The 17,517-nt window shown below is 62.9% G+C and carries 9 protein-coding genes; 5 read left to right on the top strand and 4 right to left on the bottom strand.

What is annotated here, in order from left to right; all coding sequences use genetic code 11:
* The first annotated feature begins 98 nt into the window (after positions 1 to 98).
* Positions 99 to 662 carry a cytochrome b gene (locus N4Q37_RS14270; RefSeq protein WP_260958747.1) on the top strand — a complete coding sequence of 188 codons (564 nt, stop codon included), beginning with the start codon at positions 99 to 101 and terminating at the stop codon, positions 660 to 662.
* A 33-nt stretch (positions 663 to 695) separates the two neighbouring features.
* Here the strand turns inward: N4Q37_RS14270 and N4Q37_RS14265 are convergent, their stop codons facing one another.
* The 4 genes from N4Q37_RS14265 to N4Q37_RS14250 all read right to left on the bottom strand — a co-directional run bounded on the left by N4Q37_RS14265 (position 696) and on the right by N4Q37_RS14250 (position 8,661).
* Positions 696 to 3,800 (bottom strand): multidrug efflux RND transporter permease subunit, encoded by a 3,105-nt coding sequence (locus tag N4Q37_RS14265; protein ID WP_260958647.1) that lies wholly within the window; start codon positions 3,798 to 3,800, stop codon positions 696 to 698.
* A 44-nt stretch (positions 3,801 to 3,844) separates the two neighbouring features.
* Complete coding sequence (locus N4Q37_RS14260; RefSeq protein ID WP_260958646.1) at positions 3,845 to 4,999, bottom strand: efflux RND transporter periplasmic adaptor subunit; 1,155 nt, start codon at positions 4,997 to 4,999, stop codon at positions 3,845 to 3,847.
* A gap of 71 nt (positions 5,000 to 5,070) precedes the next feature.
* Entirely contained in the window at positions 5,071 to 6,492 is a 1,422-nt protein-coding gene (locus N4Q37_RS14255) for a diaminobutyrate--2-oxoglutarate transaminase (RefSeq protein WP_260958645.1), read from the bottom strand.
* Between the two features lie 108 nt (positions 6,493 to 6,600).
* Complete coding sequence (locus tag N4Q37_RS14250) at positions 6,601 to 8,661, bottom strand: TonB-dependent receptor (RefSeq protein ID WP_260958644.1); 2,061 nt, start codon at positions 8,659 to 8,661, stop codon at positions 6,601 to 6,603.
* A 249-nt stretch (positions 8,662 to 8,910) separates the two neighbouring features.
* Here N4Q37_RS14250 and N4Q37_RS14245 point away from each other — a divergent pair, with 249 nt between their 5' ends.
* The 4 genes from N4Q37_RS14245 (at position 8,911) to N4Q37_RS14230 (ending at position 17,512) form a co-directional block, all read left to right on the top strand.
* Positions 8,911 to 9,888: a TauD/TfdA family dioxygenase gene (locus tag N4Q37_RS14245; RefSeq protein ID WP_260958643.1), complete on the top strand. Its 978-nt coding sequence runs from the start codon at positions 8,911 to 8,913 to the stop codon at positions 9,886 to 9,888.
* Positions 9,889 to 9,895: 7 nt separating this feature from the next.
* Positions 9,896 to 13,306 carry a condensation domain-containing protein gene (locus N4Q37_RS14240; protein ID WP_260958642.1) on the top strand — a complete coding sequence of 1,137 codons (3,411 nt, stop codon included), beginning with the start codon at positions 9,896 to 9,898 and terminating at the stop codon, positions 13,304 to 13,306.
* Positions 13,307 to 13,323: 17 nt separating this feature from the next.
* Positions 13,324 to 14,370: a TauD/TfdA family dioxygenase gene (locus N4Q37_RS14235; protein ID WP_260958641.1), complete on the top strand. Its 1,047-nt coding sequence runs from the start codon at positions 13,324 to 13,326 to the stop codon at positions 14,368 to 14,370.
* 88 nt (positions 14,371 to 14,458) lie between these two features.
* Entirely contained in the window at positions 14,459 to 17,512 is a 3,054-nt protein-coding gene (locus N4Q37_RS14230; RefSeq protein ID WP_260958640.1) for a non-ribosomal peptide synthetase, read from the top strand.
* Positions 17,513 to 17,517: the final 5 nt, after the last annotated feature.

The following is a 17,517-nucleotide window of genomic DNA, read 5'->3' as shown; positions in this document are numbered from 1 at the left end:
CAACGTTGCACTGACCACCCCCTCTCCGTGTACGGTGCTGGGGGTGGTCGTTCAAGAGTGCATTCATGATGTGTTCGATGATTGATGAGGCGACTGCGATGAACACCACAAATCAAGAGACAATTGATCGGTATCCGACGTCCCTGCTGTTGTTGCACTGGGTGCGCGCCGTGCTCGTAGCAGGCCTCCTCTGGGCGGGCTGGCACATGACCGGGCTGAATGATGAAGTGGCCAGCAAGTACGAGCTTTATTACCCCTGGCATAAATCCTTCGGGGTGTTGGTGTTGCTCGTGGTGCTGGTTCAGATCGTCCTGCGCATTCGGACCGCCAGGCTTCCCCAGCCGCTGCAAACCCTGGCCGGGTATGAGCGGGTCCTGTCGATCCTCGTGCAACGGAGCATGTATGCGCTGCTTGTGATCGTACCGTTGATGGGCTACTCCATGTCGAGCACCTACACGATGAGCGACGGCGTGTTCTTTTTTGGGGTAAACCTCCCGGAGCTCCTGCCGAAAAACGACGATTGGTTCGTCGTGTTCCAATGGCTTCACAAAGTACTCGCCTATACCCTGCTCGTGCTGATCCTGTTACACATCGTGGGCGCTCTCAAGCACCGGTTCCTCGACCGTGACCCTCGAAACGACGTCCTGCGTCGCATGCTTTGACCGCGCCAGGCGTGGACGCAAGACGTCCACGCCTCATTCACACGAAGGAGCGAAATGCTCCTTCACAGACAGTACCCACACGAAAAACACCGGTACGAACAGCACGCCCAGCACCGTCGCCGCGAGCATCCCGCCGACGACGCCCGTGCCGATCGCTCGCTGGCTGGCAGCGCCCACCCCCGTTGCGAACGCCAGGGGCAACACACCGAGAATGAAGGCCAGGGAGGTCATGGCAATCGGTCGAAAGCGTAGTCGCGCAGCCTGGGCAGCCGCTTGCGGCAGGCTCATGCCCTGGGTGTGGAGTGTCTTCGCGAACTCGACGATGAGGATCGCGTTCTTGGCCGCCAGGCCGATGATCGTAATCAGCCCGACCTTGAAGTACACATCGTTGGATAGCCCCATCACCGTCACCGCCACGACGGAGCCCAGCATCCCTACAGGCACGATCAACAGCACCGCGAAGGGGACCGACCAGCTTTCATAGAGCGCCACCAACACCAGCAGGACGACGATCATCGACAGCCCCACCAGCAGCGGCACCTGATCGCTGGCCTGTTGCTCCTGAAGTGAAAGACCGGCCCATTCAAGACTGAAACCGGCCGGTAACTGACGAGCAATCTTCTGCAACGCTTCCATCGCCTGACCGGTGCTATAGCCCGCAGCGGCATCACCGGAAAAACGCAGCGACGCCGAACCGTTGTAACGGGCAATCTGCAACGGCCCGACCTGCCATTCGAAACGGCTGAAGGCTTCCAGTGGCACCAACCGACCCTGCCGGTTAGGTACTTGCAGGCGCAGCAGGGCTTCCGGGGTCTGGCGGCTGGTGCCCTCAGCCTGGACGATGACCCGCTGCATCCGCCCCTGATTGGCGAACTCGTTGATCTGCTCCGAGCCCAGCGCCGAAGACAAGGCCGAGCTGATCACGTCAAAGCTCACGCCGAGGGCTTCGGCCTTTTCACGGTCGATGCTAACGTTGATCTGCGGCGCGTCCGCCAGGCCATCCTCCATCAGATAATCAATGACCGCCGACGCCTTGGCCGCTTCCAGCAACTGGCTTCGCGCCTGCAACAGCGCCTCGTGCCCACGGCCCGCCAGATCCAGCAGTCGCAGTTCGAAACCTTCAGAAGTGCCCAGGCCATCCACCGGCGGCGGCACCACGCTGAACAGCGCGCCATCGGCGGCGTCTGCAAAGGCATCGTTGGCCTGCCGGGCCACCTCTTCGCTGGATTGCCCATCGCCACGAACCGACCAGTCCTTGAGGCTGGTAAACGACAAGGCCGCGTTGGCCCCGACGCCGGAAAAACTGAAGCCCATGATCGACAGCACCTGGTCCGAGGCGGGTTGTGCCTGGGCGTAGCGCTCCCATGCCTGCACCGTCACATCGGTGCGCGAGGCCGAAGCGCCGGGCGGCAGCTGGATATCCGTGATGATGTAACCCTGATCCTCGGACGGCATAAATGACGACGGCAGTCGGCTGTAGGCGAACGCCAGCACCAGCAACAACATCAGGTACAAGCACAGGCTACGCGCGCCGCGTCGAATCCAGCGTGCACTGAGCCCTTGGTAGCGTTGGGCCAGGGCATCGAAACGTCGGTTGAAAACGCTTGTCCAGCGCTTTGCATGCACCGGTCGGTCGGGGTCGAAGGGCTTGAGCAACGTCGCGCACAGCGCCGGCGTCAGCGTCAGGGCCAGAAATCCGGAGAACAGAATCGATACCGACAGCGCCATGGAGAACTGTTGGTAAATGACCCCCACCGAACCGCCCATGAACGCCAGCGGCAGGAACACCGCCGCCAGCACCAGGGTAATGCCGACGATGGCCCCGCTGATCTGCCGCATCGCCTTGCGGGTCGCGTCTTCAGGTGACAGATGTTCCTGGGAGATCAAACGCTCGACGTTTTCCACCACGACAATGGCATCGTCCACCAGGATACCGATCGCCAGCACCATGCCGAACAGGGTCATCATGTTGATCGAGAACCCCAGTGGCGCCATGACCGCGAGGGTGCCCAACAAACAGATCGGTACCACGATGGCCGGGATCAGCGTATAGCGCAGGTTCTGCAAGAACAGCAGCATCACCAGGAATACCAGCACCATGGCCTCGATCAATGTGTAGAGGACTTGCTTGATCGCCACATCGACAAAGTAGGACGTGTCATACGGCACGCTCAGGGCCATGTTCGCGGGCAAGGTGGCGGACAGTTGGTCGAGCCTCACCTTGATCGCGGCCGCCGTCTGCAGTGCGTTCGCCCCCGGCGCCAGTTGCACGGACATGGCCGCTGCCGGCCGACCGTTGAGGCGGGAGTCGAAGCGGTAATCCTTGCGCCCCAGTTCGACCCGCGCCACATCGCGCACCCTTACACTCGAGCCGTCGTCGTTGGCCCGCAGCACGATGTTGCCGAACGCCTCTGTCGATTCCAATTGCCCCTGCACCATCACCGTCGCCGTGATGTGCTGGTCAGCCGGCCCGGGACGCTCCCCCATGCTGCCGGCGGGCACTTGCACGTTTTGCGCGGCGATGGCCCTGCTCACATCGGCCATCGACAGGTTGTAACCCACCAGCCGGGTCGGATCGACCCAGATGCGCATGGCACGCTCGGCGGTGTACATCTGCACGCGTCCGACCCCGGCTACCCGGCGGATTTCGTTGTTGATGCTTCGCGCGGCGTAGTCCGCCAGACCGATCGAGTCCTGTTGTCCGTCGGTGTAGGTCAGGGCGTAAATCAACAGGAAGTTGGCGCGGACCTGCTCCACTTCCAGGCCCTGTTCGATCACGGCCTGCGGCAGGCGCCCGGTCACCCGTTGCAAACGGTTCTGGACATCGACCTGCGCCATGTCGGGATCGGTTCCCGGCTGGAAGGTGATGGTGGTTTCGGTGCTGCCGTTGGCGCTCTTGGACTCGAAATACAGCAAGTCCTTCAGACCGTTGAGTTCCTCTTCGAGCAGGCTGGTGACGTTCTGATTGATGATCTGCGCCGAGGCACCCGGATAACTGGCGCTGACACTGATTTGCGGCGGGGCCACGTCCGGGTATTGGCTGACCGGCAAGGTCCCCAGCGTCAGAGCACCAGCCAGGGCGATGAACAGTGCAATGACCCAGGCGAAATTCGGGCGGCGGATAAAAAAATCGGGCATAGGGAATGTCCTGGCTCGTAGCCGTGAGGTAAGGCGTCAGGCCTTCAGTGGCGCGCCTGCTGTTCGGCCAGGGCGATGACACTGACCTGAGTACCGGCACGGAGTGTGTCGGCCCGCTCGATCACCACCTGTTCACCAGCCGCCAGCCCCTGGGTGATCTGCCAATCGGAGCCAAGCATCGCGCCGGTACCGACCACGCGCTCGCGCACCACGCTGTCAGCGCCCACCAACATCAACCGGGCCTGACCATCGGCCCCCCGCAGCAACGCTTTCTGCGGCACGAACAGTGCCTGGGGGTCGACCCCGGCTGGCGCTGACACGCGCACGTACATGCCCGGCAACAGCAGGTTGTCGGGATTGGGAAACTCTCCCCGCAACGTGACCTGACCGGTGCTCCTGTCCACGGAAATGTCGGAGAACATCAACTTGCCCTGGCGGGTTCGTGCCGGGCTGCCAACGTGCAACGTGACTTGGGCGGCGCCCGCGCCACCGAGGTTCAGACGACCGCTGGCTACGGCTTGCTGCAAAGCCACGACCTGATCGACCGACTGGGTGAAGTCGGCATAGATCGGGTCCAGCTGTTGGATCCGCGCCATTGGCGTGGCCTCGTCCTGCCCCACCAATGCGCCCTCGCTGACCAGGGCCCGGCCGACGCGGCCATTGATCGGCGCGCGCACCTGACAGTAATCCAGCTGGAGTCGGGCCGTCGTCACATCGGCCTGGGCAGCCAGGCGATTGGCCTGGGCGCTCTTGAGATCGGCCACCGCATCGTCGAAGACCTGCGGGCTGATGGCGTTGATTTCCACCAGTTGCCTATAGCGTTGAACATGAGCGTTGGCGCGATAGCTATCGGCTTCGGCTTTCGCCAAGGCACCTTCGGCCCGCAGCAGGGCAGCCTTCAAAGGAGCCGGGTCGATGCTGAAGAGCAGTTGGCCCGCCTTGACGTCGCTGCCCTCCTCGAAATGCCGGTTCAGCACGACACCGGCGATCCGTGCACGCACCTCGGCGACCCGCACCGGTTCGATACGCCCGGGCAGGTCAGTCGTCATGGCAAAGGGGCGTGGCTGTACGGTGAGCGTCTTCACTTGCACCACGGATGCACGGCGCTCGGAGGGTCGGTCCTGCCCGTCGCACCCGGTCAATCCCAACAACGCCAACAACACACCGGCAGACGTCACCGTCGCCAAAACCTTGCCCATCGTCATTCCCTGCTCCTAAGAAAACGGGCCTGCCAACCCCTGTCGACAAGCCCGTGGACATCGATCGATCGTTAACGTACGGGCTGCTCGTTGACGGCCCAGGCCGCCCGGAACAGGATTTGCGCGACGAAATCGATGTCTTGTTCGGTGATGATCAGCGGCGGCAGGAAGCGCACCGTCGCCCCATGGCGACCACCCAGCTCGACGATCAGGCCGTGCTTGAGGCACGCCTGCTGGAAGGCCTTGGCCCGCGCGGTGTCAACCGGTGGATGGCCTTGTACGTCGAGGACGCCTTGCGGGTCGACGACTTCCATGCCGAGCATCAGACCCCGCCCGCGCACATCGCCGATCCAGGCGAACTCGCTTTGCAGCGCCTGCAACTGTTTGCGCAGATGCGCGCCAACGGTTTCGGCATGGGCAACCAGGCCTTCATTGCGGATGAAACGCAAGGTCGCGGTACCGGCCGCCATGGCCAGTTGATTGCCGCGGAACGTGCCGGCGTGAGCCCCCGGTTGCCAGGTGTCCAGCGAATCGTTGTAGACCATCACCGCCAGCGGCAAGCCGCCACCGATGGCCTTGGACAACGTGATGACATCCGGCGTGATGCCCGAATGCTCGAAGCCGAACATCCGACCGCTGCGGGCGATACCGCACTGGATTTCATCGACGATCAGCGGAATGCCGTGGGCCTGGGTCAAGCGGCGCAGTTCCTGCAGCCAGCGGTCCGGCGCGGCGATCACCCCGCCCTCCCCCTGGATCGGCTCCAGAATCATGGCCGCCGGAGCGGTCACACCGCTTTCCGGGTCATTGAGCAGATGCTCGAGATAACGCACGTTCAACGTCACGCCCTGCTCCCCGGCCACCCCGAACGGGCAACGGAAATCATGGGGGTACGGCAGGCGTTGCACACCCGGCAGCAACGCGCCCAGGGCATTTTTCGGCGACAGGTTGCCGCTGATGGACAGCGTCCCCAACGTCATCCCGTGATAGGCCCCTTCAAACGCCAGCACCGAGTGCCGTCCGGTGGCCGTGCGGGTCAGTTTGAGCGCGGCTTCCACCGCATCGGCGCCGCTCGGGCCGCAGAACTGGATGCGGGCATTGCGCGCGAACTCGCTGGGCAGGCACGCGAAGATCTCCTGGACGAAGGCGTCTTTAACGGGGGTCATGAGATCCAGGGTATGCATCGGTAGGCCGGCCGCCATGACCTGGGTGATGGCTTCGATGATCACCGGGTGATTGTGCCCCAGCGCCAGGGTCCCGGCGCCCGCCAGGCAGTCGACGAACACCTGCCCCCGGCTGTCCTGCACATAGATGCCGTGGGCCCGTTCGAGCACCAGGGGAATGCGTCGCGGATAACTGCGGGCGTTGGATTCCTGCTGTTGCTGACGCTCCAGCAACGGCGTCGGGTCCAGGCAGTAAGGGCTCGACAGACCGGTATGCAACAGGCGTAGCTGTGGCGCGCCACCCGTCGTGGCATTCGAAAAAGCGTTCATGATTTCCTCCATGGAGGCTGGGTTTTGGAAGGGAACAACAGCCTGAAAACAAACATCCGTGACGCTGCAAACCGGGCGCGGGAAGATTGCCTTCCCGCACCCATGGGCTTACATGTCGTAGCGCAGGATCATGCCCAACGTACGCGGTGCGCCGACGTCGATGATGTCGTCGCTGCGGTTGTTGGTGACGTATTCCTTGTCGAACGCGTTTTTCACGTAGGCGGACACGGCGACGTTCTTGGTGACCTTGTACTCGGTGTTGAAATTCACCAGTACGTAGTTGTCGCTGCGACGCTCACCGGTGACCTTGTTGTTGGCATCGAACTCATATTCCGACGGTGCGGTGCTCTGGTAGATAACGTCAGTACCGAAGATCAGGCGGTCGTCGAAACGATATACACCACCCACGGACACTTTGTATTTAGGCGATCCGATGAACGATTCGCCGCTCATGTCCTGGCCGCTACCGGTGACAAAATCCTTGTACTTGCTATCGGTAACAGCGCCACCGACGTTCAAGGTCAATTGCTCGGAGATGTCTTTCTCTACGAAGACTTCCAGACCCTTGATGTCACTGCGACCGGCGTTGAAGACATCGATGACTGCGCTACCGCTCTGCCGCAAGCTGACTTGCTGGTCTTTCCAATCCGTGTAGTACAGGTTGGCGCGTGTACGCAGAGTTTTGTCGAAGAAAGAACCGCGATAGGACAGCTCGTAGTTGGTGGTGTATTCCGGGTCGTAGGCCTGGTGACCGCTACCGGAGCGCAGGTTGACGCCGCCACCGCGATAGCCCTTCTGCACCATGAAACCGAGGTATTGGTCGGTGGCCAGTTCATAATCTATGCCGAGTTTCGGCAGCACGGCATCAAACGACTTGCTGACTTTGGCCGGCTCGGAGAAATCATCCTGCTCGACGTCGGTATCGTTCGTCTCGTGGTCATAACGCAGCCCGGTGATCAAGGTCCAACGCGGTGCGAACGTCCAGTTGACTTCACCGAACACCGCCTTGTTCTCGATAGTGGTATCGCCCTTGACCGTGCCGAACAACGCACCATCGAACAACAAGCGGTCATGGAAGTCGTTGGTGTTATGCCCATAGTAGGCACCAATGAAACTCTTGACGGTGTCAGACGCGTAATTCAAACGTAGCTCCTGACTGAACAGGTTGCCATCCTGTTTACGCAAAACGACTTGGTCGTCCACGGCTGTCTGGTCAAAGTCCAGACGGTTGCTGTAGTCCGTACTGGTATTGGCGGTCATGCTTGTCAGCGACCAGGCATCGTTCAGGCGATAGTCCACCTTGGCGCTCAGGGTGTCCTGCTTGAGGTTGTCGAAGGCCTTGGTGTTGGACGCGATGTCGTAGTAGCTCGGCTTGCCATTGACGCGCATGGTCGAGCGGTCGCCCTGGCGGTGTTCGCTGTGGGCGTAGGTCAGCAGGACATCGGTGTCGTCATTGGGCAGGATCAATAGCTTGCCACGGGTGTTGCTGGTACGACGCGGGTTGGCGTCGTCGTTGAGCGTGGTGTTGCGGATGTAACCGTCACCTTCGCCATAGTCCACGGCGATACGCCCGGCGATCTTATCATCCACGATGGCCCCGCCACCCGCCACGGCCGCACCGTGCTCACCGTAGTTGCCCACACTGGTCTGCGCCGAGAAGCTCGGTTCGAAGGTTGGTTTTTTGGTCTGGATAACCACCGCACCGGCCAGGGAGTTACGGCCCTGGGTAGTGGATTGCGGACCAAGGAAAACCTCGACCTGCTCGGCATCCCAGAGCGGGACCGGGCTGAGAGTCAGTGCACGGTTGGGCTGCACGGCACCGTCGACATACACTGATACCGCACCGTTGAGAGTCGCCGGCCCCTGGTCATCAAAACCCGACACCGGCACGCCACGAATACCCCAGGTTTCATTGCCGGCCTGGCTATAGACACCCGGTGTACGCGCAAACACATCCACCAGGTCCTTGTCGCCGTGTTCACGCAGATTTTTGTCGGTGACGACCACGACGCTGGACTGGGTTTTCTCGAGGCTGCGGTCGATCTTTTCACCGGTTACGGTGATTGGAGCGATCTCTATCTTGCCGGCTTCTTCGGCCGCCCAAGCGCCGTTGCTCAGGCCTATGGCCGACCCTACAGCCAACGCAATTGTGTTCTTTTTGAAGTTCACGCCCCGCACCCCTGCGACAGATATTTTTGGTTTTTTTCGAGCTGGCCAAAGGCTGTTTGGCGCTAGCGGGGCGGAGTCTAATCCAAAAAAAAAATTAAATAAATAGTATTGATAATCCATCTCATTTGTACCTAGTATGTCATCCTGTATTAAATCCAATGCCTTACAGACATGTCCTACAAAGGCGCCTACTGCGCTGCTTTCAAGGACTTATGTCCGGTCGAAAAAGATAAAAGAGGATGTACAAGGATGACCTCAATCGAGCACCTGAATGGGCGTTCCGAGCCTCTTTCAATGATCTCTACGAATGGCGGTGAACCGTCGTTACCCCTGCTGGTACAGGCGACGCCCGGACAGTCGATTCACGATCTGGACGCCTCGCTTCGCGACAGCCTGCCCCAGGTGCTGACCACCATTGGCGGCGTATTGTTTCGCGGGTTCAGCGTCGCCACCCCCATCGACTTCAAGCGCTTCGCCGCCAGCTTCGGCGCGCCGCTGGCCAGCTATGAATTCGGCTCCACGCCGCGCAGCAAAGTCTTCGCCGGGGTCTATAGCTCCACGGAATACCCCGCCCATCAGTTCATCCCCCTGCACAACGAGCAGGCCTACACTCGGCCCTGGCCTTCGCGCATCTGGTTCCACTGCATCAAGGCCAGTGAAACCGGTGGCGAGACGCCGATTGCCGACAGCCGTCTGATCTACCAGCGCATGCCGGCCGAGATCCGCGAGCTGTTCGCCAGCCGCGAGCTGCTTTATGTGCGCAACTACAGCGGCGCCCTGGACCTGCCCTGGCAAAAAGTCTTCAACACCCAGGACCGTGCCCAGGTTGAGCGCTACTGCCAGGACAACGACATCGAGTGGGAATGGAAAGCCGATGGCGACCTGCGCACCCGCCAGCGTTGCGCGGCGGTGCAACAGCATCCCGAGACCGGCGAGTGGGTCTGGTTCAACCAGGCCCACCTGTTCCATGTGTCAGCCATCGAACCGAGCGTACGCGCCAGCCTGCTGGCCGCCGTGGGTGAAGAGAACCTGCCGCGCCATGTGTATTTCGGCGATGGCTCGGCCATCCCCGACGAAATGCTCGACAGCGTGCGCGAGGTCTATCGCCAGACCGCCATCAGCTTCCCCTGGCAACCCGGCGATGTGCTGATGCTCGACAACCGACTGGTCGCACACGGTCGCAATCCTTACACCGGTGATCGCAAGGTCATCGTGGCCATGGCGTGAATTGCAAATGTCTTCATTCAAACAGTGGATCGAAGTGCTGGAAACCAATGCCCGGCGCTTTCCAGAACGTGCCGCCCTGCACTTTTTGCCGGACGGCGTAGCGATCGGCGAAACCCTGACCTTCTCCCAATTGCATGAGCAGTCCCAATCCCTGGCGGCCGCGCTGCAATCGCGCTATGCGCCGGGCGATCGTGTGCTGTTGATGCTGCCCAGCAGCCTCGACTACGCCCGGGCGTTCTGCGCCTGCCTGTATGCCGGCATGATCGCCGTGCCGTTGTTTCCACCACCGTCGCGCAAACCACGGCACCTTGAACGCGTGCGCAATGTGGTGGTGGATGCTGAGCCGGCACTGATTCTCGCTCCGGCGGATCATTGCGAAAGCTTGCTGGAACTGGTGGAGGGCCGCGTCGACGTGCTCACCGTCCAGCACCTGGGCACACCACCGGCCAGCCAATGGCAACGCCCGGCCATCGACGGTTCGACCGTGGCCTTCCTGCAATACACCTCCGGCTCCACCGGTTCGCCCAAAGGTGTCGAGGTGCGTCAGCGCAACCTGATCGCCAACGTCGAGCTGATGCGCCAGGCCTACGGCTTCGATGAGCACGGCGCCATGGTCAACTGGCTGCCGCTGTACCACGACATGGGCCTGATCGGTGGCCTGCTGGCGCCGATCTACAGCGGCATGCCCTGCTACCTGATGGCTTCGCAGACCTTCGTCAACGCACCGTCGACCTGGCTGCAGGCGTTGAGCCGTTACCGCGCCACTGCCAGTTTCGCCCCCAATTTCGCCTACGCCCTGTGCAACCGGGTGGTCAGCGACAACCTGATCGCCCAACTGGACCTGAGCGCCTGGAAACACGCCATCAACGGCGCCGAGCCGATCCACCCGGGCACCCTGGAAACCTTCGCCCAGCGCTTTGCCGCCTGCGGCCTCAATCCGTTGGCGATCAGCCCCGGTTACGGCCAGGCCGAAGCAACGTTGTGTGTCAGCGCTACGCCGGAAGATGCATTGCCAGTGGTGCTGCGCCTGGACAAAGCGGTGCTGGAAACCGGCCGCGTGGCCCTGGCGGCCGCCGATGCCGCCGCCGTCGAATTCGTCGCCTGTGGCTTCCCCCAGGCGTTGCACAGCATCGCCATCGTCGACCCGCAAACCCATGAACGCTGCGCCGCCGATCGCATCGGTGAAGTCTGGCTCAAGGGGCCGAGCAACGCCGAATCCTATTGGAAAAACCCCGAGGCCACCCGCGAAGCCTTTGAAGCGCGCATTGTCGGCTCGACCGACCACTACCTGCGCTCCGGCGATCTGGGCTTCATGCACGAAGGTCAGGTGGTGATCTGCGGGCGACTCAAGGACCTGCTGATCCTCAACGGCCGCAACCTGTACCCCCACGATATCGAATTCGCCATCACCGACGCCGAACCGGGTATCCGCACCGGGCGCATCGCGGCGTTCTCGGAGATGGACCCGGCCCTGGGCCGGGAGAAGCTGGTGATCGTCGCCGAGCCGCAACGCAAGTTCATCGACCCGGCGCGGCACCCGGCGCTGTTTGCCTCGATGCAAAACGCCGTGCGCGAAGCCGCCGACTGTGGCATCGACCAGATCGTGCTGGTGGAAGCCGGCACCATCCCGATGACCACCAGCGGCAAGATCGCCCGCCAAGGCGCCCGCAAGCAACTGGCGGCGGGGACGCTTAGCATCATCGCCCAGAGCGGTGGACAGCTCGTCTCCAGCGGCGAAGCCCTTGACCTCGGCCAGCTCAAGAATCTTGTGCAGACTTCGGCGCAAGACGCCCAGGCTGCTTGCCGGCAATGGCTCCGGCAGACCTTGCATGGGGTGAACCCGTACCTGATCCCAGACTTCGAACGGAGTCTGATCGGCCAAGGCCTGGACTCCATCGGCGTCGCCGATTTTGCCGCTCGCCTGCACAGGGATCTGGGCTGGAACCTCGACACTCAGAGCCTGTTCGGTGAGCAAACCCTGGCGCAATGGGCGCAAGACCTGCTGGCGTTCCTCAGTGCGCCGTCTACCGCGGTCAGCCCTTCGGTCGAACGTACGGACGGCAGCGAAACCCGCCAGTCCTTCGCACAACGCCGGCTGTGGTTCCTGCGCCAGTTGAACCCGGACGACACCCGCCACAACCTGGTGCTGCACCTGCGCCTGCAAGGTCCATTGGACGTCGAGGGGTTGGCCGAGCGCTTGAACAGCCTCGTCAACCGTCACAGCGTGCTGCGCACGGTCTATCGCGACGGTGTGGACGGCCCGCAGCAACAGGTTCTCCCCGCCACACCGGTGCCGTTGAACTGGCACGGACAGACCGAACAGCAAGCGCTGCGCGACTGCCTGGCGAGCGAACACGCGACGCCGGTGGATCTGGTCAACGGCCCCCTGCTGCGGGCGCAGTTGCTGAGTCAAACGGACCAGCAACACGATCTGTTGCTGACCGTGCACCACATCGCTTTTGACGGTCGCTCGGCGCAAGTGCTGCTGGCGGAACTGGCCGGCTCGGCAAGCGCTGAATGGCCGGTGCAGTACCTCGACTTCGCCCAGTGGGAAGCGGCGCACTGGAGCGAACAGCGGATCGCCACCGAGCAGGACTTCTGGCGTGAGCAGCTGGCCGGCCTGCCACAGACCCTCGAACTGGGCGGCAGCGGCCAGGTCCCGGGTGAACACAGCCTGGACTTCAAGGTGTCCCAGGCCCTCTGCGAGCCACTTTCGACGCTGGCCCGCGAACACGGCATGACCTTGTTCATGCTGTTGCTGGCCAGCTATCAACTGGTGCTCAAGCAACTGGGCGGCCAACAACGATTCCTGTTGGGCACTGACGTCAGTGGTCGGCCGCTGGCGGAGCACAACGATGTGATTGGCTTCTTCGTCAACCAACTGACGTTGCGTTGCGACCTGCACGGCGAACCCACACTGGCCGGCTTCCTCGAACGCGTTCGCGATGAGGCGCGCCTGGCCTATGCCCATCAGGGCCTGCCTTTCGACCTGGTGGTCTCGGCCCTGGCGCCACAGCGCCTGCCCGGCCACTCGCCGTTGTTCCAGGTGAAGCTCAACTATCAACCCTCCCGAGTCACACCGACCGCCATCGCCGGCGCGCACTTGCAGGCCCTGGAAGTGGCACAGGCACCGGGAGATTTCCACCTGGTGCTCGACCTGGTGCATGGCACCGAAGGACTCGACGCGACCCTCAAGTACCGCGGCGAATACTTCGATCAGGACCGCGCCTTGCGCCTGCAACACCTGTGGACGCGCCTGCTGGAGGAAACCGGCCATCTGCTGGACCAGCCGTTGCCGGCGTTGGCCGAGCGTCTCGATGCCTGGGACCAGGCCTTCCAGCGCGAGCGGCAACAGGCCCGGGCGCTGGCCGGGCGCAGCCAGATGCTGCAAACCAAACGTCGCTCATTGACCCTTTAACCGAGTTGGATGCCGTTATGTCTATCGTGCCCCCACCGTCCCGCGCCCTCGGCGCCGTGCGTCGCAAAGCCATGAACGTCTCGGAACAACGACTGGTCAGCGAGCGCCTGCTCAGCCCGGACTCCGCCCTGCCGCTGGTGATCGAACCGACGGTCAGCGGCGTCGATCTGGTCGCCTGGGCTGCCCGGGAACGCGAGAGCCTGGAGAAGAAACTGCTGCAATACGGTGCCCTGCTGTTTCGTGGCTTCAACGTGGCGTCCGTCGAGCAGTTCGACCAGGTGATCGCCGCCCTCTCCCCCGGTGCCCTGGAATACATGTTCCGTGCCTCGCCCCGTACGCGGGTCGGCGGCAACATCTACACCTCGACCGACTACCCGGCCGACCAGATGATTTTCCCCCACAACGAGCACTCCTATTCGCCGCGCTTCCCGCTGCGGTTGTTCTTCTACTGCCAGGTGCCCTCCGAAACCGGTGGCGAAACCCCGATTGGCTCGACCCGTGCGGTCAAGGCCGCCATCAGCCCGGAGATCGAAGCACGCTTCCGGGAAAAAGGCGTGTTATACGTGCGCAACTACGGCGATGGTTTCGGCCTGCCGTGGCAGTCCGTGTTCCAGTCCGAAGACCGTAGCGAAGTCGAAAGCTACTGCGCCAGCGTCGGCATCGAAGTGGAATGGAAAGACAACAATCGCCTGCGCACCCGCCAACGCGGACCTGCCGTGGTGCGCCATCCGCGCACGGGTGAAGAGGTCTGGTTCAACCACGCCACCTTCTTCCACATCAGCACCCTGCCCCCGGCCATCCGCGATTCGCTGCAAAGCAACTTCACCGACCTCGACCTGCCCACCAACACCTTTTACGGCGACGGCGAACCGATCGAACCCGACGTACTGGAGTCGCTGCGAGCGGCCTACCTCGATTCACTGGTGCGCTTCAGCTGGCAACAGGGCGACGTGTTGTTCATCGACAACATGCTCGCGGTCCACGGTCGCGAACCCTTCACCGGCAGGCGCGCAATCATGACCGGCATGGCCGAAGCCCTGCTGTCGAGCGACGTCGCCGTCTGACATTCAACAGGCCCCGCAATCGCCAGGCTTGCCCCTGACGCCTCTGCGGTGGCCCTGGTTTCATGCCCATTTTTTAGTCGAGTTGAACATGAGCGGACTTCAAGGCTTTCGTATTTCGCCGCAACAGGCATCGGTTTACCCCCACATCAACGGCGCGACGGAACATCCGTTCAGTTGCCATTTGCAATGGTCGGTGTCCCATCCGCTGGACATCGAGACGCTGAACAGCCGTCTGCTCGCGCTGATGGCCGACAGTGAAATCCTGCGTACCCGGCTGACGCCGGTACCGGGGCTGCGCCACCCGGTGCAGGTGATTGACGACACCTGCACACTGGCGGCGAACCTGCGCGACCTGCGTCAACACAGCCCCGTCGAGCAGGAGGCCGTGCTGGCCGGCCTTGCCGCGCAACCTCGTGACTGGACGACGCCGCTGGCGGTGACCCTGGTGCGCCTGTCGGATGAACAATCGGTGCTAGACCTGGCCGCGGCCACCAGCCACCTGGACCTCGCCAGCCTGAAATGGCTGGCTGTTGCACTGCTGCAAGAGGCCCCGGCCGAAACGCTGCAATACGCCGACTATGCCGAATGGCGCTGGAACCTGGTGGAGGATGAGCCGGATCATCCGGGCGCAAACTTCTGGCGGCCACTGGGCGAACTCGAGCAGCCGACCTTGCAATTGTCACTGGAGTCGGCCGGTGCCGACAGATTTGCCCCTGCGCGCCAGGAACTGGCATTGCCGGTCGAGCTGGCTCGTCATCCGGCCCTGACTTCGAACCTGATGCTGGCGGCGTGGGCCGCGGTATTGGGACGCTTGGCCGGTCAGCAACACGTCCCGTTGAGCCTGTTCCACGCAAGCCGGGGGCCGGAACTGGACAACGCCCTGGGCCTGTTCGAACAGTGCCTGCCCGTGAACATCGAGCTGGATGCCCGGGCGACCTTGCTGGAGCAAAGCGAACAGATCGGTGCCACCGTTGAACGGACCGTCGGCTGGCAGGACTACTACACCCAGAACCTGAAGACCGGCTACGCCTTTGCCTGGCGCTCGGGCGACGCCCGGGAACGCTACGCCGGTGCCGTGATGACCCCAGTGAAGGCTTGCCTGAACGTCCACCAATTGCCCGACCGTCTGCACGCCCATCTGGTCTACGACAGCCATGCCTTGAGCGCCGCCGCAGTGGCCTGCCTCGCCGAACAATGGCTGCAATTGCTCGCAGGCGCACTGGCGGCGCCGCAGCAGGCCTGGGCCCGCCTGCCGCTGGGCGGACCACACCAGTCCCAGGTCATTGGCCGTGCGCCGAACCCGCCAGCGATCGAACCGGTGACCCTGGTTGAACTGATCGCTCGCCAGGTGCAACAACAACCGGATGCCATCGCACTCAGCGACCAGGATGGCGACCTCAGTTACGCCCATCTCGACGCCTGCGCGACGCAACTGGCCCATCGACTCGTGGCCGCCGGCATCGGTCCGGACGTACCCGTGGGCATTCTGTTCCCGCGCAGCAACGCCGCCATCGTCGCCATGCTCGCGGTACTCAAGGCCGGTGGCGCCTACGTGCCGGTGGATCCGACCTACCCGGCCGACCGCCGTGCCTACATGCTCGCCGACAGCGCCATTGCCCACATCGTGGTCAGCGCCGAACTGGCCGATATCGTGCCGGCCGACCTGCAACGCTTCGTGCTCGCTGACTTGACGGCCGTGGACACCCGCAACCTGCCGCCGCTGCCCGAGCCGCAGGGCGACGACCTCGCGTACCTGATCTACACCTCCGGCTCCACGGGCGCGCCTAAAGCCGTGGAAATCAGCCACGGCGCCCTGAGTTTCTCGACCCAGGTGCGCATGGCCGCTTATGAGACGCCGGTGCGCGCCTACCTGTTGCTGTCATCGTTTGCCTTCGACAGTTCAGTCGCCGGGATCTTCTGGACCCTGGCCCAGGGTGGACGGCTGGTGTTGCCGGCCGCCGGGGAAGAGCTGGAGATGGCGCGCCTGGCGCATCTGATCGCCCAATATCAGGTCAGCCACGGCCTGTCGCTGCCATCGCTCTATCAGGCCCTGCTCGACCAACTGCAACGCGGCGTCGACAACCACAGCCTCGAGTGCTGGATTGTCGCTGGGGAAGCCTGTCCGCCGGCCTTGATCGCACAACATGGCAAGACCTTGCCACGAACCCGCCTGGTGAACGAATACGGCCCCACCGAAGCCACGGTCTGGGCCACCTTTGAGGTGCTGGAGCCAAACCGCAGCGTCAGCATCGGTCGTCCGATTGCCGGCATGGACCTGCGCGTCCTGAACGAACACGACATCGCCAGTGGCATCGGCGAACCGGGGGAAATCGTTCTCGCCGGCCCCACACTGGCCCGCGGCTATCGCAACAAACCCGAAGAAACCGGCAAAGCCTTCGTCACCCTCGCCGATGGCACCCGTGCCTACCGCACTGGCGACCTAGCCTGCTGGCTGGCGGATGGGCGCCTAGCTTTCCTCGGGCGCAAGGATCATCAAGTCAAAGTCCGCGGCTATCGGATCGAACTCGGCGAAATCGAACGGCAACTGTGCCGCCACAGCGACGTGCGCGAAGCCGCGGTGATCGTGCAGGAGCATGCCGCCGGCAAGCGTCTGCTCGCTTATGTCCTGGCCGCCCACGGCTACGCGCCGGACTCCGAAGCGATCAAGCGCTTCCTCGGCGAGCGTCTGCCGTCGTACATGGTGCCGGCCCGGGTGCTGACCCTGGCGACCTTCCCGCGCACCCCCAACGGCAAGCTCGACACCCGCCAGTTGCCCGACCCGGATCAACTGGACGAGAGCACCCATGTGGCACCGCGCAATGGGATGGAAACCACCCTGCACGCCATCGTGGCGAAAGTCTTGAAGCTGCCCCACGTGAGTGTCACCGAAAACTTCTTCGCCATTGGCGGCGACTCGATCCTGAGCCTGCAAGTGGTGGCCCAGGCCCACGAACAAGGCATTGCGCTCTCGGCCAAGCAAGTCTTCGAACGCCAGACCATCGCCGCCATGGCCGAGGTCGCGCAGCCGCTGGCCGCAGGCAGCGTCGAACCGGAAAGCGAAAGCACCGAGTTCAGCGCTTCGGGCCTGTCCGACGACGAAATGCAAGCGCTGATGGCGGAACTGAGCGAGGCCGATCGGTGATCGCC

The organism is Pseudomonas citri (assembly GCF_025336485.1).
Taxonomy (GTDB): domain Bacteria; phylum Pseudomonadota; class Gammaproteobacteria; order Pseudomonadales; family Pseudomonadaceae; genus Aquipseudomonas; species Aquipseudomonas citri.
Note: the sequence above shows the minus strand (reverse complement) of the source record. Positions and strands in the feature narration are given on the sequence as shown.

Excerpts from the sequence above, each read along its gene's own strand:
- N4Q37_RS14270 (WP_260958747.1), top strand. The coding sequence starts at position 99 with ATGAACACCACAAATCAAGAGACAATTGATCGGTATCCGACGTCCCTG.
- N4Q37_RS14265 (WP_260958647.1), bottom strand. The coding sequence starts at position 3,800 with ATGCCCGATTTTTTTATCCGCCGCCCGAATTTCGCCTGGGTCATTGCA.
- N4Q37_RS14260 (WP_260958646.1), bottom strand. The coding sequence starts at position 4,999 with ATGGGCAAGGTTTTGGCGACGGTGACGTCTGCCGGTGTGTTGTTGGCG.
- N4Q37_RS14255 (WP_260958645.1), bottom strand. The coding sequence starts at position 6,492 with ATGAACGCTTTTTCGAATGCCACGACGGGTGGCGCGCCACAGCTACGC.
- N4Q37_RS14245 (WP_260958643.1), top strand. The coding sequence starts at position 8,911 with ATGACCTCAATCGAGCACCTGAATGGGCGTTCCGAGCCTCTTTCAATG.
- N4Q37_RS14240 (WP_260958642.1), top strand. The coding sequence starts at position 9,896 with ATGTCTTCATTCAAACAGTGGATCGAAGTGCTGGAAACCAATGCCCGG.
- N4Q37_RS14235 (WP_260958641.1), top strand. The coding sequence starts at position 13,324 with ATGTCTATCGTGCCCCCACCGTCCCGCGCCCTCGGCGCCGTGCGTCGC.
- N4Q37_RS14230 (WP_260958640.1), top strand. The coding sequence starts at position 14,459 with ATGAGCGGACTTCAAGGCTTTCGTATTTCGCCGCAACAGGCATCGGTT.